General features: G+C 64.6%; 25 protein-coding genes. 10 read left to right on the top strand and 15 right to left on the bottom strand.

Annotation, left to right across the window (positions count from 1 at the left end; all coding sequences use genetic code 11):
• Window positions 1-233: 233 nt before the first annotated feature.
• From B7G53_RS09090 to B7G53_RS09070, 5 genes are read right to left on the bottom strand one after another with little or no spacing between them, the layout of a single operon-like run.
• A complete protein-coding gene (locus B7G53_RS09090) occupies window positions 234-515 on the bottom strand; it encodes a YfhL family 4Fe-4S dicluster ferredoxin (RefSeq protein ID WP_096666768.1) in 282 nt (93 codons plus the stop codon).
• Window positions 516-517: 2 nt separating this feature from the next.
• The gene (gene coaD, locus B7G53_RS09085) at window positions 518-1,021 is read right to left on the bottom strand and encodes a pantetheine-phosphate adenylyltransferase (protein ID WP_096666765.1); all 504 of its coding nucleotides are present in this window, start codon (window positions 1,019-1,021) and stop codon (window positions 518-520) included.
• Window positions 1,022-1,075: 54 nt separating this feature from the next.
• A complete protein-coding gene (gene rsmD / locus B7G53_RS09080) occupies window positions 1,076-1,738 on the bottom strand; it encodes a 16S rRNA (guanine(966)-N(2))-methyltransferase RsmD (protein ID WP_096666762.1) in 663 nt (220 codons plus the stop codon).
• A 40-nt stretch (window positions 1,739-1,778) separates the two neighbouring features.
• Window positions 1,779-3,137 carry a M16 family metallopeptidase gene (locus B7G53_RS09075; RefSeq protein WP_096666759.1) on the bottom strand — a complete coding sequence of 453 codons (1,359 nt, stop codon included), beginning with the start codon at window positions 3,135-3,137 and terminating at the stop codon, window positions 1,779-1,781.
• 56 nt (window positions 3,138-3,193) lie between these two features.
• Entirely contained in the window at window positions 3,194-4,678 is a 1,485-nt protein-coding gene (locus tag B7G53_RS09070; protein ID WP_255249953.1) for a M16 family metallopeptidase, read from the bottom strand.
• A 28-nt stretch (window positions 4,679-4,706) separates the two neighbouring features.
• Between B7G53_RS09070 and ftsY the strand changes: the two genes are divergently transcribed.
• The 9 genes from ftsY (at window position 4,707) to rpoH (ending at window position 12,914) form a co-directional block, all read left to right on the top strand.
• Window positions 4,707-5,840, top strand: coding sequence for a signal recognition particle-docking protein FtsY (ftsY, locus tag B7G53_RS09065; protein WP_096666756.1), 1,134 nt, complete (start codon window positions 4,707-4,709; stop codon window positions 5,838-5,840).
• A 65-nt stretch (window positions 5,841-5,905) separates the two neighbouring features.
• Window positions 5,906-6,325: an Ldh family oxidoreductase gene (locus B7G53_RS09060; RefSeq protein WP_096666805.1), complete on the top strand. Its 420-nt coding sequence runs from the start codon at window positions 5,906-5,908 to the stop codon at window positions 6,323-6,325.
• A gap of 81 nt (window positions 6,326-6,406) precedes the next feature.
• Window positions 6,407-6,877: an Mpo1 family 2-hydroxy fatty acid dioxygenase gene (locus B7G53_RS09055; protein WP_096666753.1), complete on the top strand. Its 471-nt coding sequence runs from the start codon at window positions 6,407-6,409 to the stop codon at window positions 6,875-6,877.
• A gap of 91 nt (window positions 6,878-6,968) precedes the next feature.
• Window positions 6,969-7,265 (top strand): hypothetical protein, encoded by a 297-nt coding sequence (locus B7G53_RS09050; protein WP_096666750.1) that lies wholly within the window; start codon window positions 6,969-6,971, stop codon window positions 7,263-7,265.
• Between the two features lie 143 nt (window positions 7,266-7,408).
• On the top strand, window positions 7,409-8,110 hold the full coding sequence (locus B7G53_RS09045; RefSeq protein ID WP_096666747.1) for a GntR family transcriptional regulator: 702 nt from the start codon (window positions 7,409-7,411) through the stop codon (window positions 8,108-8,110).
• 59 nt (window positions 8,111-8,169) lie between these two features.
• On the top strand, window positions 8,170-9,141 hold the full coding sequence (locus tag B7G53_RS09040; RefSeq protein WP_096666744.1) for a Bug family tripartite tricarboxylate transporter substrate binding protein: 972 nt from the start codon (window positions 8,170-8,172) through the stop codon (window positions 9,139-9,141).
• Window positions 9,142-9,243: 102 nt separating this feature from the next.
• Window positions 9,244-10,623 carry an MmgE/PrpD family protein gene (locus B7G53_RS09035; RefSeq protein ID WP_096666741.1) on the top strand — a complete coding sequence of 460 codons (1,380 nt, stop codon included), beginning with the start codon at window positions 9,244-9,246 and terminating at the stop codon, window positions 10,621-10,623.
• Complete coding sequence (locus B7G53_RS09030) at window positions 10,620-11,609, top strand: D-2-hydroxyacid dehydrogenase family protein (RefSeq protein WP_096666738.1); 990 nt, start codon at window positions 10,620-10,622, stop codon at window positions 11,607-11,609. The genes B7G53_RS09035 and B7G53_RS09030 overlap by 4 nt, the downstream gene beginning before the upstream one ends.
• Before the next feature lie 360 nt (window positions 11,610-11,969).
• Window positions 11,970-12,914 (top strand): RNA polymerase sigma factor RpoH, encoded by a 945-nt coding sequence (rpoH, locus tag B7G53_RS09025; RefSeq protein WP_096666735.1) that lies wholly within the window; start codon window positions 11,970-11,972, stop codon window positions 12,912-12,914.
• Between the two features lie 110 nt (window positions 12,915-13,024).
• Here the strand turns inward: rpoH and B7G53_RS09020 are convergent, their stop codons facing one another.
• The 5 genes from B7G53_RS09020 to B7G53_RS09000 all read right to left on the bottom strand — a co-directional run bounded on the left by B7G53_RS09020 (window position 13,025) and on the right by B7G53_RS09000 (window position 17,343).
• Window positions 13,025-13,651, bottom strand: coding sequence for an SCO family protein (locus tag B7G53_RS09020; RefSeq protein ID WP_096666803.1), 627 nt, complete (start codon window positions 13,649-13,651; stop codon window positions 13,025-13,027).
• A 2-nt stretch (window positions 13,652-13,653) separates the two neighbouring features.
• Entirely contained in the window at window positions 13,654-14,571 is a 918-nt protein-coding gene (gene cyoE / locus B7G53_RS09015; RefSeq protein ID WP_096666732.1) for a heme o synthase, read from the bottom strand.
• Window positions 14,568-15,728 carry a COX15/CtaA family protein gene (locus B7G53_RS09010; protein ID WP_096666729.1) on the bottom strand — a complete coding sequence of 387 codons (1,161 nt, stop codon included), beginning with the start codon at window positions 15,726-15,728 and terminating at the stop codon, window positions 14,568-14,570. Before B7G53_RS09010 ends, cyoE begins: the two co-directional genes overlap by 4 nt.
• A 130-nt stretch (window positions 15,729-15,858) precedes the next feature.
• Complete coding sequence (locus B7G53_RS09005) at window positions 15,859-16,488, bottom strand: hypothetical protein (RefSeq protein ID WP_096666726.1); 630 nt, start codon at window positions 16,486-16,488, stop codon at window positions 15,859-15,861.
• Between the two features lie 108 nt (window positions 16,489-16,596).
• Entirely contained in the window at window positions 16,597-17,343 is a 747-nt protein-coding gene (locus tag B7G53_RS09000; protein ID WP_096666723.1) for an SURF1 family protein, read from the bottom strand.
• Between the two features lie 18 nt (window positions 17,344-17,361).
• Here B7G53_RS09000 and B7G53_RS08995 point away from each other — a divergent pair, with 18 nt between their 5' ends.
• A complete protein-coding gene (locus tag B7G53_RS08995; RefSeq protein ID WP_096666720.1) occupies window positions 17,362-17,583 on the top strand; it encodes a twin transmembrane helix small protein in 222 nt (73 codons plus the stop codon).
• A 121-nt stretch (window positions 17,584-17,704) separates the two neighbouring features.
• Here the strand turns inward: B7G53_RS08995 and B7G53_RS08990 are convergent, their stop codons facing one another.
• The 5 genes from B7G53_RS08990 to ctaD all read right to left on the bottom strand — a co-directional run bounded on the left by B7G53_RS08990 (window position 17,705) and on the right by ctaD (window position 21,250).
• Window positions 17,705-18,586: a cytochrome c oxidase subunit 3 gene (locus tag B7G53_RS08990; RefSeq protein ID WP_096666717.1), complete on the bottom strand. Its 882-nt coding sequence runs from the start codon at window positions 18,584-18,586 to the stop codon at window positions 17,705-17,707.
• 64 nt (window positions 18,587-18,650) lie between these two features.
• Entirely contained in the window at window positions 18,651-18,860 is a 210-nt protein-coding gene (locus tag B7G53_RS08985) for a DUF2970 domain-containing protein (protein ID WP_096666714.1), read from the bottom strand.
• The gene (locus B7G53_RS08980; RefSeq protein ID WP_096666712.1) at window positions 18,857-19,471 is read right to left on the bottom strand and encodes a cytochrome c oxidase assembly protein; all 615 of its coding nucleotides are present in this window, start codon (window positions 19,469-19,471) and stop codon (window positions 18,857-18,859) included. The genes B7G53_RS08985 and B7G53_RS08980 overlap by 4 nt, the downstream gene beginning before the upstream one ends.
• Before the next feature lie 3 nt (window positions 19,472-19,474).
• Complete coding sequence (locus B7G53_RS23010; protein WP_217992604.1) at window positions 19,475-19,588, bottom strand: cytochrome oxidase small assembly protein; 114 nt, start codon at window positions 19,586-19,588, stop codon at window positions 19,475-19,477.
• A gap of 27 nt (window positions 19,589-19,615) precedes the next feature.
• Window positions 19,616-21,250, bottom strand: a complete 1,635-nt coding sequence (gene ctaD, locus B7G53_RS08975; protein WP_096666709.1) for a cytochrome c oxidase subunit I — start codon at window positions 21,248-21,250, stop codon at window positions 19,616-19,618.
• Window positions 21,251-21,314: the final 64 nt, after the last annotated feature.

Raw genomic sequence — 21,314 nt, 5'->3', positions numbered from 1 at the left:
CTCCACGAGGCGCCAATCCTCACCCAGTCCGATCACCTCTTCCTGAGACTGCTCTGCCGACTGCTCCATGGGATGCCTCCAACTTTGCTGATGCAACAGCCGAAGGATATCTCAAAAGTAAATCTTTAAGTTAGCGCTTATGGGATCAAGTCCGGGATGACAAGCCAAAACATGAAACGCTATAAATTAAATAGCTGATTGCGCCCGCCAGACAAGGGCTGGAGGCCAAAAGACTATGAAGAGCGCGCTGCCACCGCCGCCACAGGCTGCTCCGCCTGCAAGCGCTGGTACTTCTGCCAGAGCGTTTCCCGGTCTTCAATGAAGGCCGGGTTGACGGGAATACACGCCACCGGGCACACCTGCACACACTGCGGCTCATCGAAATGGCCGACACACTCGGTGCAGCGCTTCGGGTCGATCTCGTAGATTTCCTTGCCCAGGTAAATCGCCTGGTTCGGGCATTCGGGTTCGCACACGTCGCAGTTGATGCACTCGTCGGTGATCAGCAAGGCCATGGTCAGCCCCCTTTCTGCGCCTGCTGCAGGGCGATGGCGACATTGGAACTGACCATCTGGCCCACATCGCCGCCGAGCTTGCTGATCTCGCGCACCAAGGTGCCGCTGATGCATTGCAACGGCGCGTCCGGCAGCAAAAACACGGTTTCCACCTGGGGCCGCAGCTTGCGGTTCATCGCGGCCATCTGCGCCTCGTAGTCAAAATCGGTGAGGTTGCGCACGCCGCGCACCACGGCCAGCGCCTGCTGGGCCGCGCAAAAATCCATGATCAGGCCGTCGAAAGGCAGGACGCTGACGTTTGCCATGCCCTGCGTTTCCTCGCGCACCTGCTGCAGGCGCGTCTCCAGGCTGAACAGCGTTTTCTTGTGGTGCGCGACCGCCACACCGATGATGAGCCGGTCAAACAGCCCGGCGGCGCGGCGCACGATGTCCTGGTGCCCGAGCGTGAAGGGGTCAAAGGTGCCGGAATAAACCGCCACACGGGAACTCGGGGTGCTTGTCGCCATGCGGCAATTATGCCCGCCTGACCGTGGTGCCGGGTGTCCCTGCCGCTTGCAGGGCTACGCGCCTTCCAGTGAAACGCCCATGCGCACCAGCAAGTGAAAGTGCACCGCGCCGGCCTTGCCGCTGCGATGCAGCTGCAGGCCGTAGTCGGCCAAGGCCTCGTCGGTCCAGGCCTGCGGCGCCTCGAGGTAGACATAACCGGGGTCGGCCACCACCTGCGCCGCCGCCTTGAGTGCGGGTTCGAACAGCGGCGAGTCAAACGGCGGGTCCAGGAACACCAGCTGCATGCTGGCCGGTGATGCCCGCCTGAGGACGGCGACGCCATCGCCGCGCTCCACCCGCACCATGTCGGCGTGCAGCCTGGCCTGCAGTGCCTTGAGCTGGTCCACCAGGCCGGCATCCTGCTCGCACAGCAGCACCTCGGCAGCGCCGCGCGAGGCGGCCTCAAAGCCCAGCACGCCGGTACCGGCAAACACGTCGATGCAGCGCCAGCCGGTCAGGTCCTGGCCCAGCCAGTTGAACAGGGTCTCGCGCACGCGGTCGGGCGTCGGGCGCAGGCCGGGCTTGTTGGCCACCGGCAGCTTGGTGCGTTTGTACTGCCCGCCAATGATGCGGATTTCGCCCGGCGGCACGGACTTGCGGCCCACCACCTTGCCCGATTTCGGTCGCGGCGCGGCAGGTTTGGGAGATTTGTTGTCGGAGGCTGGGGTGTATTTCATTTGCGGCGCTTGGGGTCGATCCCATAAAAGGACGTGCCGTTTACTGGGAAGTAGCTCCGAGGATAACAGTCACCATTTTCTCGGGCTGCAGCTTGCGCGCAAACGCGGCCTTGACCTCCGCCACACTGACTTTGGCGATGCGGTCGGTCCAGGTGTCCAGGTAGTCGAGCGGCAAGTCGTTCCAGGCGATATTGGACAGGTTGCCGAGCAGCTTGCGGTTGCTGTCGATCAGCAGCGGGAAGCCGCCGATCAGGTTGTCCTTGGCGGCCTGGAGCTCGGCCTGCGTCGGGCCTTCGGCGACAAATTTTGCAACCACCTCACGGGCGACCGCGGTGGCCTGCGCGGCCTGGTCGGGCCGGGTCTGCAGGCCCACGGTGAACGCACCGGCATGGCGGCCCGGTGAAAAATAACTGGAGACGCTGTAGCTGAGGCCGCGCTTTTCGCGCACCTCCTCGGTCAGCCGCGAGACAAAGCCGCCGCCGCCCAGCACATAGTTGCCCAGCGTGAGGGCATAAAAATCAGGGTCGTTGCGCTTGTAGCCGGGCTGGCCCATCAGCACATGCGCCTGCGCCGAGTCAAACGGAATGGTGATCGCCTGCGCACGCTCCAGCGGCGCCACCTCGGCCACCGCCGGCAAAGGCGGGGCCGCCGCGCAGTCGCCTTGGGGCAGGCGCGCGAGCAGGCCCGACACCAGCGTGTCGGCCTGCGCGCGCGTCAAGGCCCCCACGATGCTGACCCGGGCATGGCAGGGCGTGATGTAGCGCGCATGGAAAGCCTGCATGTCGGCCACGCTGATGCGCGCCAGGCTGGCTTCGCTGGTTTCATGGCCGTAGGGATGGCTGCCGTACACCGCTTCGGAAAAGGCGCGGGCCACCCGGTAGGCGGGCCGGGTGTAGGCCTCCTTGAGCTGGGCCAGCATGCGCTGGCGGTCGCGCTGCCACACCGGCTCCGGAAACGAAGGCTCGGCGATCTGGCGCGCGGCCAGCCGCATGGCTTGGCCCAGCAGGTCGGGCTCGGTCAGGCTGCGCAGTGAAAAGCTGAAGCGGTCGGAGCCCGCCGATGCGCCGAACTGCGCACCGAGATCGGCCCAGGCTTCGCCCAGCGCATTTTCATCAAGCGCAGGCTCGCCGCCGCGTGCCGCCACGCCCTTGGAGAGCAGCGAGGCCGTGATGTCGGCCAGACCGGCCTGGTCGGCCGCGACACGCCGGCTGCCGGCATCGAAGTCCAGCTGCACATCGACCATGGCGATGGCCGGGCTTTCGACCAGGTAGACCCTGGCGCCGCCGGGCTGCGTCCAGTGCTGTATCGGAATCGCGGCCCATGAAAACATGGGATAAAAAATGGCTGCAGCCCCCATCAGCAGCGCGCCAGAAGCTCTTTTTTTGATAGCACTTTTCACAACGGTTCCCGAAGAAGACAGGGTGGAAGAAAAAGCCCCGTGCGGGCGGCCCGCGTTCAATGCCGCAGCCCCGCGGCAGGCACACGTCTGACGCGCCCCGGATCGGGCGGCTGCGGCAGCAAGTTGGCCAGGGTCAGCTGGTCGTCACTGAAATAACGCGCAGCCACGGCCTGCACTTCGGCGCTGCTGATGCTGCGCAACTGGCTGATCAGGCGCTCGTCGGTGTCGAGCGGCAGGCCGTTGACCCAGTAGGCGCCCAGCCCGCGGGCCTGGCTGAACAGCGCATCGAGTTTGTAGGTTTCGCTGGCCACCCACTGGGTCTTGACACGTTTGAGTTCGGCCTCGCCGACACCTTCGCGGGCAATCAGCGCCACCTGCTGGCGCAGGGCGTCGGCCACCTGGTCAGCAGTTTTGCCAGCGGCCGGCACCGCATCGAGCACAAAAACCTGCGGACCGCGACCCATCAAGCCGTTGGACGCGCCGGCACTGTCGGCGAGCCGGTTGTCACCCTGGGTCAGGGCACGTTCCAGCCGCGCGCCGCTGTAACCGTCGAGCACGGCGGCCAGCACCGTCAGCGCCAGCGCATCGCGGTTGAAGGCGTCCGCCGTGGCCGGCGCGGCGGTCGCCGGCGACTGCAGACCCGGCACCTTGTAGGACAGGCTCACATAGGCCTGGCTGGCCGGCGCCTTGAAGTCCATCCTGCGCAGTCCGCTTTGCACCGGCTCGATGCGCGGCTTGCGCGGCGGCACCGGACGGGCCACCGCGGCGCCATAGTATTTTTCCGCCAGCCGCCGCACCTGCGCCACATCCACATCGCCGGCAATCACCACGGCCGCATTGGCCGGCACATACCAGCGCCGGTAGAACGCGCGGGCATCGTCGGGCGTCATGGCCTCGAGGTCGCTCATCCAGCCCACGACAGGACGCCGGTAAGGCGACGCCACGAAGGTCATGGCGTTGGCGGCTTCGTGCATCAGCGCACGAGGTGAGTCTTCGGTGCGCAGGCGGCGTTCTTCCTTGACGACCTCGAGTTCCTTGATGAACTCCTCGTCGGCCCACTGGTTGCGGGCAAACCGGTCGGCTTCCAGGCGCATCACCTCTTCGAGCTTGTTCGAGGGAATCTGCTGGTAATAACCGGTGGCATCCCGGGAAGTGAACGCGTTTTCGCGGCCACCGAGCGCCGCGACACGGCGTGAAAATTCACCCGGCTTCAGGCTGGGTGTGCCCTTGAACATCATGTGTTCCAGCACATGGGCCACGCCGGTGGCGCCATCGACCTCGTCCATGGAGCCGACCCGCACCCAGAGCATGTGGGCCGCGGTGGGTGCGCGCCGGTCAGTCTTGACAATGACCGTGAGGCCATTGGCCAGCTGGAACTGGGTGACGGGTGTGACAGGGGTGCCGGGGGAAGCGGTCTGGGCCCCCGCGGGACTGGTCAGCAAGAAGCTGAAGAGCAGGGGAACAAGGGGGAGAAGGGTGTTGCGCGAGGGTGCCGGAAACCGGATAAACATGCCCATGAAATCCTGTGTGGTGTGTTTCATAGAATAGTGTGACTCCAAAGCACAACCAATGTTCAGTTTCTTCAAGAAAAAAAAGCCCCCTGCCCCCGCTGAAGCCGCGCCGGCAGTAGCATCACCGCCTGCCGTGCCCGGCGCTGCGGCACCCGCTGCAGCCCCGGCTGCAGCCGCGCCGGCGCTGCCCAGCGGCGGCCTGATCGGCAGTGCGCTGGTCACGCCCATCGACATTCCGCTGCCCGGCGCGGTACCGGCGAGCCGCGAGCACTGGGTCAGCAAGCTGCGCTCGGGCCTGCACAAGACCGGCGCCAGCATTTCCGGCGTGTTCACCGGCAACCGCATTGACGACGCGCTGTACGAAGACCTGGAGTCGGCCCTGCTGATGGCCGATGCCGGCACCGGCGCCACCGCCTACCTGCTCGATGAAGTCAAACGACGCGTGAAAGACAGTGGCGTCACCCATCCGGTGGCCGTGAAGAACATCCTGACCGAGGCGCTCACACAACTGCTCAAGCCGCTGGAGCAGCCGCTGGTGATCGGCGAATACAAGCCCACGGTCATCATGGTGGCCGGTGTCAATGGTGCGGGCAAGACAACCTCGATCGGCAAGCTCACACACCACCTGGCCAACGAAGGCGCGTCGGTGCTGCTGGCCGCGGCCGACACTTTCCGTGCCGCGGCGCGGGAGCAGCTCGAAGTCTGGGCCCACCGGAACATGGTGGAGATCGTCAGCCAGGAAGGCGGCGATCCGGCCGCCGTGAGTTTCGATGCAGTGAGCGCCGGCAGGGCACGCGGCAAGGACGTGGTGCTGGTGGACACCGCCGGGCGCCTGCCGACCCAGCTGCACCTGATGGAAGAGCTGCGCAAGATCAAACGTGTCGTCAGCAAGGCGGATGCCACGGCACCGCATGAAGTGCTGCTGGTGATCGACGGCAACACCGGGCAGAACGCGCTGAGCCAGGTCAAGGCCTTCGACGAGACCCTGCAGCTGACCGGCCTGATCGTGACCAAGCTCGACGGCACGGCCAAAGGCGGCGTGCTGGCCGCCATTGCACTGTGGTCGCGGGAGCGCGCCAAGGCCTCGCCCGGCCTGCGGCCGGTGCCGGTTTATTTCATCGGCGTCGGCGAAAAACTCGAAGACCTCGAAACCTTCAACGCCCGGGAATTTTCGCAGGCCCTGCTGGCCTGAGCCCGGCGGCGCGGCGCCGCCGCCCTGCCGTGCAGGCGCTGCGCCAAGCGGGCGCGGGGCAGGTCATGGCGGCCAGCACCGCGAAAGCGCTGGTGCGTGCCGAGGCGCACGGCCGGGCCGACGGTGCAGCCACCACCGACCCGACAGCCGGCCTGGCGGGCGCCATGCTGGCGCTGATCGTCGAGCTGCTGGTCACGGCTCTGCTCGGTGCGCAGTTCGGCTTTGAAGCGTCCTCATTTTTTGTCGATGAGGGCAACGCGCCGCGCCTCGGCCAGGCCTTTGTCGTGATCAACCCGGGCGCGCTGGCGGGCCAGGATGTTTATTGCGAGCGCATGGAAACGCTGATCACGGAAATGCTGGTGGACAACGGCGTGCGCCTGGCCGGCGCGCGCAGAATCGCCCTGGAACAGCAAGCCGGGCAGTCGGGGCTGACAATTCCCGATGCGCTGGACGAACAGTTGCATCGGCTGGCAAAAATGCAGTAATTCCCCTGCTTTCGCAAACCGCGGCGATCCCTTACAGTGACCTGCTAGCGGCGGCTTTTCGACCGCGGCACCGGAGGCCCCATGAACCCCAGCAGCACACCCGACACATCCGCTACATCCGACGGTCCGCGCCAGGTGGACCGCCTGCTCGCCCACTACGGCGAAAGCCACCAGAATCCGACCAACGAGCTCATCCACTTCATTGCGATCCCGCTCATCATGCTGAGTCTGCTCGGCATGATGTTTGCGCTGCACCCCTGGGTCGCCTATCTGTTTATCGCCGCCAGCATGGTGTATTACCTGCGGCTGTCGCTGGTTTTTCTGGGCACCATGGCGCTCTGGTCGGCCATCCTGCTGGCGTTGGTGCACGCCATGGGTGCGCGTGTGCTGCCGTTGTCGCTGGCGATTTTTGTCGGCGCCTGGATATTGCAGTTTGTCGGCCACAAGCTCGAAGGCAAAAAGCCTTCGTTTCTCGAAGACATCCAGTACCTCTGGGTGGGACCGCTGTTCGTGCTGAGCAAGCTGTTTGGCAAGCTCGGCATCCGCTGGTAATCCACCGGCAGCCTGCGCCCGATGTACCCGGCTTGAAGCGGCGGCATCTGCCCGCATATAGATTGATCTGACTCTTACGGGAAACCCTCACGTGCCCAGCTTCCTCAGCCGCGTCCTGTCCTTTTTCCTGCGCCTGGTCCTGTGGACCTTTGCCGCGATTTTCGCGGTCAGCCTGATGCTGGCCGGCCTTGTCCTGCTGGCGCTGGGCCTGTTGCGTTCGCTGATCACCGGCCAGAAGCCCAAACCGGTTGTGTTTGGCCGCTTCCAGCGCTTCTCGTCCCAGGCCGCCTGGCCAGGCGCGGCCAAGCCCGGCACCGCCGCGGCGCGCGAGACCGACGTGGTGGATGTCGAGGTGCGCGAGATTCGCAGCGACAAGCGCCTGCCCTGAACCCGGCCGGCACCGGCCACCGGCGCAGCAAGCTGCGCCTCCTTCCCCCTGTTCTTCGCCTTGTCCGGACACTGTTCCCGGCCGGTTGATTGGTCTTTCCAGTTTTCGTATACGATATAAGCTCGTTCAAAAACGGAAACACCATGCTGCCCTGGCTTGCCGAATCTTCTGCCGACCGCTTCAACGACGTGCGCGACACCTCGCTGGCCAAGCTCGTGAAGGGCGACATGCTGGCGCTGATCCTCAAGGGTGTGCTGGTGCCCGGGCAACGCATCAACGAACCCGATGTGGCGGCCCGCCTGGGCGTGTCGCGCGTGCCGGTGCGTGAAGCGCTGCGCGAACTCGAAAGCTCCGGGTTGGTGGTGGCGCGCAAACACGCGGGCGTGTTTGTGCGCCAGCTCGATGCCCCCGAGATCCGCGACCTGTACCAGATGCGTGGCCTGCTCGACGGTTTTGCCGGCCGCCAGGCAGCGCAGTTGCCGGTGGCCCGCCAGTCCGCGTTGCTGGCGGTGCTCGACGACTCCGTGGCCGCCATGCAGGAGGCAGCCGCGCAGCACGAGGTGCAGCGCTACTACGGTGAAAACCTGCGTTTTCACTGGGCCATCGTCGAAGCCGGTGGCAACCAGACCCTGACGGAAACCTACCGCGGCATCGTGCAAAAGCTGCACCTGTCGCGCCTGAAAAACCTCTCGCACGATATCGGCATGCAGGCCTCGATCACCGAACACAGGGACATCGTTGCGGCCCTGCGCCTGGGCGACCCGCAGCGCTGCGAAGCGCTGATGGCCCACCACGTGGGCGATGCCTACGAGCGCCTGCTGCAAGCCACCCCGGCCCCGGCCTGAGCCCCCGCATCACTTCCAACGATTCAGACAACTCAAACAACTTTCCAGGAGACCACACCATGAAACGACGCACCCTGCTGCAGGCCGCCCCCGCCCTGCTCGGCGCCCCCGGGCTGCTGCTGGCCCAGACCGGTTTTCCGGCCAAGCCCATACGCTACATCGTGCCGGTGTCCGCCGGCGGCGGCAGCGACATGGTGGGTCGCACCCTGACCGAACGCTGGGGCAGCGTGCTCAAGCAGAGCTTCATCGTTGACAACCAGAGCGGCGGCGGCGGTGTGATTGCCTGCCAGGCCACGGCCCGCGCCGCCCCCGACGGCTACACCCTGATGCAGGGCTACGTCGCGACCCACGGCACCAGCCCGGCCACGCGCAAGCTGCCTTACGACGCCGTCAAGGATTTCACGCCGATCGGCATGATTGGCGGCACGCCCAATGTGCTGGTGGTCAATGCCGCGCTGCCGGTGAACAACATCAAGGAGTTCGTCGACTACCTCAAGAAAAACCCCGGCAAGGTCAGTTATGGCTCGGCCGGCGCCGGCTCGCTGACCCACCTGACCATGGAGCTGTTCAAGCAGCAGCTCAACACGTTCATGGTGCACATTCCCTACCGCGGCATCGCGCCGGCGTTCACCGACCTGATTGGCGGGCAGACCCAGGCCATGTTCCCCGGCCTGGCCGCTGCGGTACCGCACATCCGCTCCGGCCGCGTGCGGCCGCTGGCTGTGACCGGCCTGCAACGCCACCCGCAATTCAAGGACCTGCCCACGCTCGACGAGTCCGGCTTCAAGGGTTTTGACGCGCAGCAGTGGTACGGCGTGGTCGGCCCGGCCGGCATGCCGGCGCCGATTGTCAAACAGCTCAACGAAACCCTGGCCACCGTGCTGCGGGCGCCCGACCTGCGCGAGAAACTGTCCGTCGAAGCGATCGAACCCCGGGTCATGACGCCCGAGCAGTTCGGCGAGTTCATCCGCACCGACATTGCACGCTGGACCAAACTGGCGCGCGAGCGCGGCATCCAGCTCGACAGCTGATTTAGATATAAAAAATGCTTGCCACCCTTGTTCCACGGGCGCAAGCAGCTTCTTTTTTCATAGCATTCATCAACCCCTGGCACGCCCCTGCCGAAAGATCCCATGGCCCGCAATACCCAGGTCGCCGCCGACCACAACGCCCCACTCGTCACGCAAATTCTGGCCCGCCATGTCGCCACCCATCCCGGCTACCTGGCCGGCGGCTGGAGCGCTGCCGTCGACCACGAAGCACACCGCACCTTCATGAACTGGCTGGGCTGCGCGGTCGGCGCGGCCCACCATGAAGCCGCCGATGCCGCGCTGGCGGCGGTGCAGATGCTGCAACCCGCGCCGCAGGCCAGCGTGCTGGGCCGCAAGGAAAAAGTCGACATGGCCAGTGCCGCGCTGGTCAACGGCATCACCTCGCACACCTTCGACTTCGACGACACCCACCTCAAGACCATCATTCACCCGGCCGGTCCGGTCGCCTCGGCCGTGCTGGCCCTGGCCGAACAGCTGGGCGCGTCGGGGCGCGACGTGATCGACGCGCTGGTGCTGGGCATCGACGTGTCCTGCCGCGTCGGCAATGCGATGTACCCCGAGCATTACGACCGCGGCTGGCACATCACCGGCTCCACCGGCACGCTGGGCGCCGCGGCGGCCTGCGCCCGCCTGCTCAAGCTCGACACGCAGAAAACCGCGATGGCGCTGGGTATCGCCGCCTCGCAGCCGGTCGGCATGCGCGAGCAGTTCGGCACCATGACCAAACCTTTCCACCCCGGCGCCGCGGCGCGTGCCGGCCTGATGTCGGCCCTGCTGGCCCAACACGGCTACACCGCCAGCCCGAAAGCCCTGGAAGCACCGCGTGGCATGATGCAGACGGTCTCGACCAAAAACGACTGGAACGAGATCACCAGCGAGCTCGGCCAGCGCTTCGAAATCTCGTTCAACAGCTACAAGCCCTTTGCCTGCGGCATCGTGATCCACCCCAGCATCGATGCCTGCGCCCAGTTGCGGGCGCAGGGCGTCACGCCGGCGCAGGTGGAACGCATCGAACTCAAGGTGCACTCGCTGGTGCTTGAACTGACGGGCAAGAAGGAACCTGTCGATGGCCTGCAGGCCAAGTTCAGCGTGTACCACGGCTGTGCCGCCGGCCTGACATTTGGCCGCGCGGCCGAGGAAGAGTTTTCCGATGAGGTGGTGAACCGCGCCGACATGGTGGCGCTGCGCCGCAAGGTCGTGGCCACCGTCGATGACTCGATCGACGAAGCCAGCGCCGACGTGACGGCGGTGCTGACCGACGGTCGCCGTGTCCATGTGTTTGTCGAACACGCGATCGGCTCGCTGCAAAACCCGATGACCGACGCCATGCTGGAAGCCAAGTTCAAGGGCATGTCGGACGCCGTGCTGGGCGCCAGCCAGACCGCCGCCCTGATCGAAGCCTGCTGGGCGGTCGGCGGCACCGCCGACATCCGCGCGCTGACCGCGCTGGCTCGGCCATGAGCACCGGCCAAGCCCGCATCGTTGTTCTCGACGACAGCGAACGGGCCCTGCGCCGCCTGGCCGACTGGCGCGGCATTGACGCGCGCGCGGAAGTCACCATCCACCATGAACCGTTGAGCGGCACGGCGCTGGTCGAGGCGTTGAAAGACGCCGACGCGATTGTGCTGATGCGCGACCGCACACCGTTCACGGCCGAGTTGCTGGCCCAGCTTCCCAAGTTGCGCTATCTGGTGTTCACCGGCACACGCAATGCGAAGCTGGACCTCGCCGCGCTGGCGGCGCGCCACATTCCCGTCAGTTGCACCGAGTTCGGGCCCTCGAAAGACGGCACCTGTGAGCTGACCTGGACCCTGATCCTGGCCGCCACCAAGCAGCTGGCCAGCCATGCCGCGCGCCTGCAGGCCGGCCAGTGGCGCAGCGACACGGCCGGCCCCCTGCCCGGCACCCTGGTCGGGCAGCGCCTGGGCCTGATCGGCCTGGGCGAGATCGGCGGGCGTGTGGCCCGCGTCGGCAAGGCCTTCGGCATGGACGTGGTGACCTGGAGCCCGCGCATGACGGCCGAACGGGCGGCCGCACAGGGTGTGGCCTTCCTGCCGCTGGAAGAACTGCTGGCGACGTCCCGCGTGGTCAGCCTGCACCTGGTTGTGGTGGCCGCCACCCGGCACCTGATGAACGCCCAGCGCCTGGGCCTGATGCAGCCCGGCAGCCTGCTGGTCAACACCTCCCGCTCGGAACTGATCGATACACCGGCCCTGGTTCAGGCCCTGAAAAGCGGCCGGCCCGGCCTGGCCGCCCTTGATGTGTTTGATGTGGAGCCGCTGCCGCTGGCCGACCCGCTGCGCGGGCTGCCCAATGTGCTGCTCACGCCGCACCTGGGTTTTGTCACCGAACCCGTGTTCCAGCGTTTTGCCAGCGACGTCACCGAGTGCCTGCAGGCCTGGTTGGCCGATGCGCCCTTGGTCCGGGTGATCGCGCCCGGGGCCTGAACCGCCTTCTGCCGCTTTCGGAGCCCTGCTCTGGCTCCATTTGCTATTCAAACAATAGCTGCCACCGCCCGACAGTATTGAGCTGACGGCCGATTTTATCCTAAAATTCGACGCCGCCGGCCCCTGCTCGCCCGCCCCTGTTTCCACCCGGAGGGTGCCTGGCCGCCCTTGAGAACCAAGGCCTTTGGACGCCGCAGTCACTGCACCTTGGACTACAACACCGGTTGAACTAAAGCGCAAAATGGGACACAAACAAGGGTTATTACTTATTAGCCTTGATCTATTAAAACCATTGAACCTATTGATTGGCACTCTCTCAAACCGAGTGCTAATATTACTCTTATGAAGGAGTTTCACCCTATGTCCTATGCTCTGTCCCCTCAAGTGGCCCCCGCGGCAACCCAGTTGGCGCCAGCCAATCCGTGGTCGCTGCTGCCACCGCTGGGCAATCTGGATGCCTACATTTCGGCGGTCAACCGCCTGCCCATGCTCACCCTGGAGCAGGAGCAGGAATTTTCCCGGAAACTGAAGGACGAGAACGACCTGGACGCGGCCGGAAAGCTGGTGTTGTCCCACCTGCGGCTGGTGGTGGCGACTTCGCGCAAATACCTCGGTTACGGCCTGCCCCACGCCGACCTGATCCAGGAAGGCAACATCGGCCTGATGAAGGCGGTCAAACGTTTTGACCCGGACCAGGGCGTGCGCCTGGTCAGCTACGCGCTGCACTGGATCAAGGCCGAGATGCACGAGTACATCCTGAAAAACTGGCGCATGGTCAAGGTCGCCACGACCAAGGCCCAGCGCAAGCTGTTTTTCAACCTGCGCTCGATGAAACAGGGCTTCAAGGACGACGCCGATGTGGCGACGCACCGCGACACGCTGACCGAAGGCCAGATTGATTCGATGGCCAAAACGCTGAATGTCAAGCGCGAGGAAGTCATCGAGATGGAGCAGCGCATGTCCGGCGGCGATGTGTTGCTGGACCCCAGCCCGAGCGACGATGGCGAAGAAGCGTACGGCCCGATTGCCTACCTCTCGGATGCCACGCAGGAACCGACCCAGCTGATGGAGTCGCGCCAGCGCGACCATCTGGCCAGCGACGGCATCGCCACCGCGCTGGAAGGTCTGGACGACCGTTCGCGCCGCATCGTCGAGGAACGCTGGCTCAAGGTCAACGACGACGGTTCGGGCGGCATGACGCTGCATGACCTGGCGGCCGAGTACAAGGTCAGCGCCGAACGTATTCGCCAGATTGAAGTGGCGGCGATGAAAAAAATGAAAAAGGTCCTGGCCGCTTATGCCTGACCGTGCCTGATACCTTGAGCGCAACGCCGCCCTAGCGGCGATTGCCAAAGCCTGCATTCGACCATCGTCTGCAGGCTTTTTTTTGCCCCTCTGCCGGAGTCGGGCGGGCTTCAGCTTCCCTGCAGCAGCAGGCGGATGTCCGCCGCCAGCGGCGCCGCGCCGGTGCCGTAGCGGCTGTACAGGCGCACCCGGCCCTGCGGGTCGAAAACGTAGCTGCCGGCCGAGTGGTCCAGCGTGTAGCTGCCGGGCGTCTTGCCGTCGACCTTCTTGTAAAAGATCTTGAAGTCCTTGGCCAGTTGGGGCAGCTTGTCGAGATCGGGGCGCAGCGCGAGGAAGGTCGGGTCGAAGTTGGCCATGTAGGCCTGGAGCACCTGCTGCGTGTCGCGCTCGGGGTCGAGCGTGACGAACAGGCCCTGCAGCCGGGCGCCGTCGGCGCCCAGCATTTTCTTGATCTCGGCGAGTTCGGCCATGGAGGTCGGGCACACGTCCGGGCACTGGGTGAAACCAAAAAAGACGACTACCACCTTGCCCTGGAAGTCCTTGATGCCGCGCGCCTGGCCGTTGTGGTCGGTCAGGGCAAAGTCGCGTGCATAGTCGGCGCCGGTGATGTCGATGCTGGTGAACTGCGGCTTCTTTTCCCCGGAGCATGCGCCTAAAAGGCCTGTAGCGAACGCCAGAAAAGCGCCTCCTGCTATTAATTTAATAGTCTTTCGTTTGTGGAGAGAAGCAGGAAGCATGCTCATACGAGGTAATGGTCCAGCAGCAGGGCTGCAAACAGGGCAGACAGGTGGATCAGCGAAAAACGGAAGGTCTTGCGCGCCAGCGCATCGGAGTAATTGCGCCACAGGCGCCAGCCGTACCAGCTGAAGCCCACACTCAGGGCAATCGCCACCACCAGGTACAGCCAGCCGCTCATCTGGAAGACAAAAGGCATCAGGCAGGCGGCGAACAGCACCAGCGTGTACAGAAACACCTGCAGGCGCGTGAACTCGTTGCCGTGGGTGACCGGCAGCATGGGCAGGCCGGACTTGCGGTAATCCTCCACCCGGTACAGCGCCAGCGCCCAGAAGTGCGGCGGTGTCCAGAGGAAGATGATCAGGAAAAGAATCAGGGCTTCGGGGCTCACGGCTCCGGTCATGGCGGCCCAGCCGAGCACCGGCGGCATCGCCCCCGAAGCACCGCCGATCACGATGTTCTGCGGCGTCAGCGGTTTCAGGATTACGGTGTAGACCACCGCGTAACCGACAAAGGTGGCAAAGGTCAGCCACATCGTCAGCGGGTTGACCCAGACGTAGAGAATCCACGAGCCCAGCGCGCACAGTGCCGCCGAAAAAGCCAGTGTCAGCGGATTGCTGATCTGCCCCTTGGCGGTGGCACGCCAGGCGGTGCGTTTCATTTTGGCGTCAATCTGCTGCTCGACCAGGCAATTAAAGGCAGCGGCCGCGCCAGCCACCAGCCAGATGCCCGCACTGGCCACCAGCGCCAGCCTCACATCGGCCCAGCTGGGCACGCCGGGAACGGCCAGCACCATGCCGATCAATGCACAAAACACAATCAGCTGCACCACGCGCGGCTTGGTCAACGCGTAAAACTGCGCAAACTTCGAGGGCACAAAAGGGGCGACCGCCACGGAGGCGGAGGAGTCGGCGGGATTCATAGGCTGGAAGCCCTCAATTTTGACGCACTTGCCAACTCAGGGGTGCGGTAGCTCGAAAAAATGGCGCCGGTCAGCACCACCACCAGGGCGGCCGCGCCGCCCGTGTGGGACACCGCGGCCACCAGCGGCCAGCCCAGCACGACGTTGCTCAGGCCGGTGGCAAACTGCCACAAGGCCAAGCCGCCGATCCAGAAGGCATGGGAACGCATGGCAGGAATCTGCCGCAGGCGGCTGGCCAGCCACAGCAGGGCCGCAAAAACAACATAGGCCATCAGCCGGTGCACATAGTGAATCGCCGTCAGCGCCTGGAAGCTGATGTTGTCACCGTCCAGCCCTGCACCGAGTGCGCGCCACAGCGTGAAGCCTTCCCGGATGTCCATCGGCGGCCAGAAGCTGCCCTGGCAGGCGGGGAAATCAGTGCAGGCCAGCACCGCGTAGTTGGTGCTGACCCAGCCGCCCAGCGCGATCTGGACCCACAACAGGGCAAAGGTCACCGCCAGCAGCAGCCACGTGGCGGCTGGCAGGGGTGCCGGCATGGCCTCGCCCTGGGCCTGCGCATAACGCACGGCCTGGGCGCGCAGCAAGGCCAGCAGGACCAGACCGCCCAGCAGGTGCAAGGTGACGATCAGCGGGAACAGTTTCATGGTGACAGTCAGTGCGCCAAAAGCGCCCTGCAGACAGACCCAGACGAGCGTCGCCATGGGCCACCAAGGGGACAGGATGGTCCCGCTGCCCTGCCCCTTTCGGCGGCTCAGCCAGGTGGCGACGGCGAGCGTCAGGATCAGCACCCCGACACCGGTCGCCAGGTAGCGGTGGATCATTTCGATCCAGGCCTTGCCATGCGTGACCGGCCCGCTGGGCAGGGCCGCCTGGGCGGCGCTGATCGGCTGTTGCGCGCCTACCGGGCTGGCGTGGCCGTAACAGCCCGGCCAGTCGGGGCAGCCCAGGCCCGAATCGGTCAGGCGCGTGAAGGCGCCAAACAGCACCAGGTCAAAGGTCAGAAACAGCGTCACCAGCGTCAGCACCCGCAGGCGCCGCGCCATCGGCTGGTTCTTGTTGCGCAGCCAGACCCAGGCCAGCGGCCCGAGGGCCAGCACCAGGCCCATGCCCATGAGCCGCAGCGCCGGACTGAGGTTGTAGAGGTCTTGCGTGTCCATGTTTAACAGGAGCTGGTTATTGCGGGTTTTCAGGCCAGCAGGGGCCGCGGGTCCGGCTCCGCCGGCCCGCAGGCGCAGCGGCCCCCTCGGGGGGCAGAGAGCGACACGAAGTGCGCGAACGTGGGGGCCATTACCTGCCCTCCTTGTCCCAAGAGGCAGAGGCGCGCAGCAGGCGTTCGAGGTCGCGCTTGGCTTTCGCCGCGCCAGCCGCATCCATGTTCGCCGGAAAACGCATCATCCAGTTGCCGAGCGGATCCACCAAATACAGGTGATCCTGCAACCGCTGCCCGGACGCGGCCTGCAGCCACTGGTCCAGACCGGACACACGCAGCACGGTGGAACCGAGCAGCGCCGTTTTCAGGGAGTCCGGAATGGCTGCGTCGTCGCTGACCAGCCAGACGCGGTCCAGCCTGGCCTTTTCCCGGCCCAGGGATTCGCGCAGCTGGCGCTGGAAATACAGGTGTTGCTGGCAGGTCGTGTCGCAGGCGCCGCCGGCCACGCTGAGCAGCAGCCACTGGCCCTTGAGCGCAGGCAGCTCGATGCGGCTGCCGTCGGGTGCCACGGCGGCCAGGGCCGGCACGGGGCGCTGCGGGTCGACCAGCTCGCCATAGTTGCGCCGGCCTTCCGGACGGATCACGTAATAGGTGAAGTAGGACGCAATCACCGGTGCGGCACAGATCAGCAGGACGGCCAGCATTTTCCAGCGTCCCGCCCGGGTAGCGGGCGCGCGTGCGGCCGTGGCCGCGTCGAGCTGCGGCATGGCATGGACGGTCAGCCCCAGGGGCTGGTCCTGACCGCCCGGCCCGGCTGGGCCTGTCGGGGACGGAGAAAGATCGGGCTGTGGAGGTTGCACTTTGGAAATCGCCGTTCAGGGTTGGGGATGCGGTAAGTGCCGCTTTTTGCGGCGCGGGGAAATCAGCTGGAACCAGACATACAGGCCCACGACCAGGGCGCACAGGCCAAACCACTGGAAGGCATAACCATAATGTTTGTCAACGCCCACGGTGGGTGCCGGCCAGTCGCGCAGCAGGCCTTCACTGGCGGCACCGGTCTGTAGCAGCGACACGGCCATCAGGGGTTGGCCGATTTCCGCGCCAAAGGCGGCGACATCGAGATTTTGCCGGATGCGCCCGCCTGGCTCGCCAGCGAATTCATATAGCTTGGACGGCGGCGGGGCCATGCGGCCGGCCACGCTGACCAGTCCGGGCGGGGTTGGCACGACCGGCAGGCGGGTGCGGTCATTGAAGTCGCGCGGCACCCAGCCGCGCTGCACCAGGATCCACGGCCGCCCGCCTTCCAGCGCCAGCGGCGTCACCACCCAGAAACCGGACTTGCCCCCCATCGGACGGTTGTCCAGGTACACCGTGTGCGCCTCCTGCCAGACACCCTGCAGCAACGCCTGCCGGTGCAGCACCGTCGCCAGGTCCTGCGTCGCCAGCAATGTGCGGTTATCCAGCGCGGGGAGCCTGTTCTGGGCATCGATCGCAGCCTGCAGCGCCATCTTGTCGGCGGCGCGGCCCCATTGCCACTGGCCCAGCGAAAAAGTCAGGCCTGCCATCAGCAAGGCCGCCAGGGTCACGATCCAAAAGCGGACGCTGGGCAGGGGTGAACTCATGCGCGGATAATCCGGTTCATGAATTACCTCGTCGCCATTGCATTTTTGGCCATCCTCGCCAGCCTCGGATCCGCACTGTTTTTCATGTTGAAGGGCGGCAGCGGCAGCAAAGCCAAAAGCGGCAACATGGCACGCGCGCTGGCTTTTCGCGTCGGCTTTTCAATTGTGCTGTTTGTCTGCATCCTGATCGCCTGGAAAATGGGCTACATCCAGCCCACCGGCATCGCGGCGGGCAAATAAAAAGAACCAAAAAAGAACAAAGGCCGCGTCAGCGGCCTTTCCTGTACTCGCCGCGGAGGGCGTGCGGCAAACAAAAGCTGCGCGGCAAGATGCCTGCTGCAGCGCCTGCGTTCCAGAGCCTCTAGAGCCAGTAGACGAGGATGTACAGGCCCAGCCAGACCACGTCCACAAAGTGCCAGTACCAGGCCGCACCTTCAAAACCAAAGTGGCGGTCTGCCGTGAAATGCCCTTTTTGCAGGCGCAGCGTGATGAACAGCAGCATCAGCATGCCGACAAACACGTGAAAACCGTGAAAACCGGTCAGCATGAAAAAGGTCGAACCGTACACGCCGGACGAGAGCTTCAGGTTCAGCTCGGAGTAGGCATGAAAGTACTCGTAGCCCTGCACACACAGGAAGATAATGCCGAGCAGCACGGTCATCCACATGAACGCAATCGTCTTGCCGCGGTGGTTTTCACGCAGCGCGTGGTGAGCGATGGTCAGCGTGACACCGGAGCTCAGCAGCAAGGCGGTGTTGATGGTGGGCAGCCAGAAAGGGCCCATGGTCGTGAAGGGCTCAATGATGTCGGCCGGTGAGCCGGTCACGCCGGCGGCCACGCTGGGCCAGACCGCCTTGAAATCGGGCCAGAGCAAGGCATTTTCCAGACTGCCCAGCGCAGGCACGGAGTGCACGCGCGCCCACCACAGGGCCGTGAAGAAAGCCCCGAAGAACATCACTTCCGAGAAAATGAACCAGCTCATGCTCCAGCGGTAGGACAGGTCGATCTTGTGGCCGTACAGCCCGCCTTCGCTTTCGCTGACCGCGGCACGGAACCAGAAAAACAGCACGCCCAGCCACCAGGCCATGCCAAACGCGAGCGAATAAGCGCCCCAGCCCGAACCGTTGATCCACTGCCCCGCGCCGAGGATGACGAAAAACAGGCCGATGGCCGCCATCACCGGGTAAGCCGAAGGCGCCGGGACGAAGTAATACGGGGTTCCTGCATGTGCTGCTGAAGACATTTCCAACTCCTGTTTCGCTAAATTCTCAAATTCAATAATCAAGGCCTGGCGGGCGCCCTGCCGGCTATTTGCCCACCACCCAGGTGGCCAGAAGAATCAGGCCGCCGACAAAAACAAGCACCCCGACCAGGCCAACCACCACGATGTGGACCGGGTTGAGCTGCTGCACATCCTTCTCGTAGTCACTCCGGCTGCGCAGCCCGACAAACGACCAGCTCACCGCCTTGATGGTGCGCCAGATGGAGCCTTTGCGCTGCGTGACCGGCGTGCTCATACGCCGGGCTCACGCGCGGGTCGCGCCAGATCCACGGCGGCAACAGGGCCGGCTACCGGCGCGGCCGGGGTTTTACCGCCGACTTCGAAAAATGTGTACGACAGCGTGATGGTGGTCACGTCTTTCGACAGTTTCGGGTCAATCACAAACACCACCGGCCACTGCTTTTTCTCGCCCGGCGCCAGCGTGTACTGGCTGAAGCAGAAGCATTCGAGCTTGTTGAAGTGCGCGCCGGCCTGCACGGGTGCGTAGCTCGGAATGGCCTGTGCCGACATCGTGCGGTTCTGCACATTCTGGAACTCGTACATCACCGTCATCAATTCGCCCGGATGCACCTGCAGCGAACGCTGCGCCGGCTTGAACATCCAGGGACCGCGTGCGTTCGCGTCAAACTCGACGGTGATGCTGCGGCTGGTATCGACCTGGGTGTTCGCCGACAACTTTGGCGTCGCGCCGGGAATCTGCCGGTCGCCCAGCGCCAGGATGTTGATGCCGGTCATCTCGCAGATCGCCTTGTAGATGGGCACCAGCGCATAACCGAAGGCAAACATGCCGAGCACAATCACGCCCAGCTTGCCCACCATCCTGAAATTTTCGCGCTTCAGGCCCATGCGTCAGCCTTTGCCGAAAAAGACCAGCTTGGCCATGAAACCGAGGAAAAACACCACCGCGATCGAGGCGAGGATCAGCCCCAGCCGCAGGTTGTTCTTTTTCTGTTCAGGTGTCATGGCGCGCGGGTTGTTGCTTCGAACGGATCAGTAACCGATCACCTTGGTCGCAGTGGCGTCCAGGCGGGGTGGTGTCTCAAAGGTATGGAAAGGCGCGGGCGATGCCACTTCCCACTCGAGACCTTCAGCGCCTGCGCCGTCCGGGTCGTTCCAGGGACGCTGGGGTGCTTTTTCACCCTTGCCGCGCATGGTGGGCAGGACCACAAAGAGGAAGAAATACACCTGGGCGAAGCCGAAGAAGAAGGCACCCACGCTGGCAATCGCGTTGAAGTCGGCAAACTGCATCGGGTAGTCGGCGTAACGGCGCGGCATGCCGGCCAGACCCAGGAAGTGCATCGGGAAGAAGGTCACGTTGAAGGAGATCAGCGACCACCAGAAGTGGATCTTGCCGCGCTTTTCGTTGTACATCACGCCGGTCCACTTGGGCGACCAGTAGTAATAGCCGGCAAACAGCGCGTACAGCGAACCCGCCACGAGAACGTAGTGGAAGTGCGCCACCACGTAGTAGGTGTCCTGCACCTGGATGTCAATCGGCGCCACCGCCAGGATCAGGCCGGTGAAGCCGCCCATGGTGAAGACGAAGATAAAGCCAACGGCAAACAGCATCGGTGTCTCGAAGGTCATGGAGCCCTTCCACATCGTTGCGATCCAGTTGAAGATCTTCACGCCGGTCGGCACGGCAATCAGCATGGTCGAATACATGAAGAAGAGCTGGCCAGTCACCGGCATGCCGGTGGTGAACATGTGGTGCGCCCACACGACAAAACTCAGGATGGCGATGGAACCGGTGGCGTACACCATGGAGGCGTAACCGAACAGGCGCTTGCGCGCAAACGCCGGGATGATCTGGCTGACGATACCGAAGGCCGGCAAGATCATGATGTAGACCTCGGGGTGGCCGAAGAACCAGAAGATGTGCTGGAACATCACCGGATCACCGCCGCCGGCGGGGTTGAAGAAGCTGGTGCCGAAATGGCGGTCGGTCAGCGTCATGGTGATGGCGCCGGCCAGCACGGGCATCACGGCGATCAGCAGGTAGGCGGTGATCAGCCAGGTCCAGCAGAACATCGGCATCTTCATCAGCGTCATGCCGGGTGCGCGCATGTTCAGGATGGTCACGATGATGTTGATCGAGCCCATGATGGACGAGGCGCCCAGGATGTGCAGCGCAAAAATGCCGGCGTCCATGGACGGGCCCATTTGCAGCGACAGCGGCGCATACAGCGTCCAGCCACCTGCCGGAGCGCCACCGGGCATGAAAAAGGAACCCACGATCATCAGGCCGGCAGGAATCAGCAGCCAGAAGCTGAAGTTGTTCATGCGGGCAAACGCCATGTCGGCCGCGCCGATCTGCAGCGGAATCATCCAGTTCGCAAAACCGACAAAGGCCGGCATGATGGCGCCGAACACCATGATCAGGCCATGCATGGTCGTGAGCTGGTTGAACAGTTCCGGGTTGACCAGTTGCAGGCCGGGCTGGAACAGCTCGGCACGGATAGCCAGCGCCAGCACACCGCCGAACATCAGCATCGTGAAGCTGAACAGCAGGTACAGCGTGCCGATGTCCTTGTGGTTGGTCGCGAATACCCAGCGACGCCAGCCCGTCGGGGCATGGTCGTGGTCGTCATGCGCGTGATCGTGATGGTCTAGAACTGCACTCATCTTGGCTTCCTTTGGTGGCTTGTGCCTGTAGCTGTGTCTTTGCGGCGGACCCGGGGGGTTCGCC

Origin of the sequence: Polaromonas sp. AET17H-212, assembly GCF_002379085.1 — a bacterium.
Lineage (GTDB): Bacteria > Pseudomonadota > Gammaproteobacteria > Burkholderiales > Burkholderiaceae_C > Polaromonas.
Note: the sequence above shows the minus strand (reverse complement) of the source record. Positions and strands in the feature narration are given on the sequence as shown.

Bases quoted from the DNA above. Each gene is read 5' to 3' on its own strand.
- B7G53_RS09090 (WP_096666768.1), bottom strand. From the start codon at position 515: ATGGCCTTGCTGATCACCGACGAGTGCATCAACTGCGACGTGTGCGAA.
- coaD (WP_096666765.1), bottom strand. From the start codon at position 1,021: ATGGCGACAAGCACCCCGAGTTCCCGTGTGGCGGTTTATTCCGGCACC.
- rsmD (WP_096666762.1), bottom strand. From the start codon at position 1,738: ATGAAATACACCCCAGCCTCCGACAACAAATCTCCCAAACCTGCCGCG.
- B7G53_RS09070 (WP_255249953.1), bottom strand. From the start codon at position 4,678: ATGAAACACACCACACAGGATTTCATGGGCATGTTTATCCGGTTTCCG.
- ftsY (WP_096666756.1), top strand. From the start codon at position 4,707: ATGTTCAGTTTCTTCAAGAAAAAAAAGCCCCCTGCCCCCGCTGAAGCC.
- B7G53_RS09060 (WP_096666805.1), top strand. From the start codon at position 5,906: ATGGCGGCCAGCACCGCGAAAGCGCTGGTGCGTGCCGAGGCGCACGGC.
- B7G53_RS09055 (WP_096666753.1), top strand. From the start codon at position 6,407: ATGAACCCCAGCAGCACACCCGACACATCCGCTACATCCGACGGTCCG.
- B7G53_RS09045 (WP_096666747.1), top strand. From the start codon at position 7,409: ATGCTGCCCTGGCTTGCCGAATCTTCTGCCGACCGCTTCAACGACGTG.
- B7G53_RS09040 (WP_096666744.1), top strand. From the start codon at position 8,170: ATGAAACGACGCACCCTGCTGCAGGCCGCCCCCGCCCTGCTCGGCGCC.
- B7G53_RS09035 (WP_096666741.1), top strand. From the start codon at position 9,244: ATGGCCCGCAATACCCAGGTCGCCGCCGACCACAACGCCCCACTCGTC.
- B7G53_RS09030 (WP_096666738.1), top strand. From the start codon at position 10,620: ATGAGCACCGGCCAAGCCCGCATCGTTGTTCTCGACGACAGCGAACGG.
- rpoH (WP_096666735.1), top strand. From the start codon at position 11,970: ATGTCCTATGCTCTGTCCCCTCAAGTGGCCCCCGCGGCAACCCAGTTG.
- B7G53_RS09020 (WP_096666803.1), bottom strand. From the start codon at position 13,651: ATGCTTCCTGCTTCTCTCCACAAACGAAAGACTATTAAATTAATAGCA.
- cyoE (WP_096666732.1), bottom strand. From the start codon at position 14,571: ATGAATCCCGCCGACTCCTCCGCCTCCGTGGCGGTCGCCCCTTTTGTG.
- B7G53_RS09010 (WP_096666729.1), bottom strand. From the start codon at position 15,728: ATGGACACGCAAGACCTCTACAACCTCAGTCCGGCGCTGCGGCTCATG.
- B7G53_RS09005 (WP_096666726.1), bottom strand. From the start codon at position 16,488: ATGCCGCAGCTCGACGCGGCCACGGCCGCACGCGCGCCCGCTACCCGG.
- B7G53_RS09000 (WP_096666723.1), bottom strand. From the start codon at position 17,343: ATGAGTTCACCCCTGCCCAGCGTCCGCTTTTGGATCGTGACCCTGGCG.
- B7G53_RS08995 (WP_096666720.1), top strand. From the start codon at position 17,362: ATGAATTACCTCGTCGCCATTGCATTTTTGGCCATCCTCGCCAGCCTC.
- B7G53_RS08990 (WP_096666717.1), bottom strand. From the start codon at position 18,586: ATGTCTTCAGCAGCACATGCAGGAACCCCGTATTACTTCGTCCCGGCG.
- B7G53_RS08985 (WP_096666714.1), bottom strand. From the start codon at position 18,860: ATGAGCACGCCGGTCACGCAGCGCAAAGGCTCCATCTGGCGCACCATC.
- B7G53_RS08980 (WP_096666712.1), bottom strand. From the start codon at position 19,471: ATGGGCCTGAAGCGCGAAAATTTCAGGATGGTGGGCAAGCTGGGCGTG.
- B7G53_RS23010 (WP_217992604.1), bottom strand. From the start codon at position 19,588: ATGACACCTGAACAGAAAAAGAACAACCTGCGGCTGGGGCTGATCCTC.
- ctaD (WP_096666709.1), bottom strand. From the start codon at position 21,250: ATGAGTGCAGTTCTAGACCATCACGATCACGCGCATGACGACCACGAC.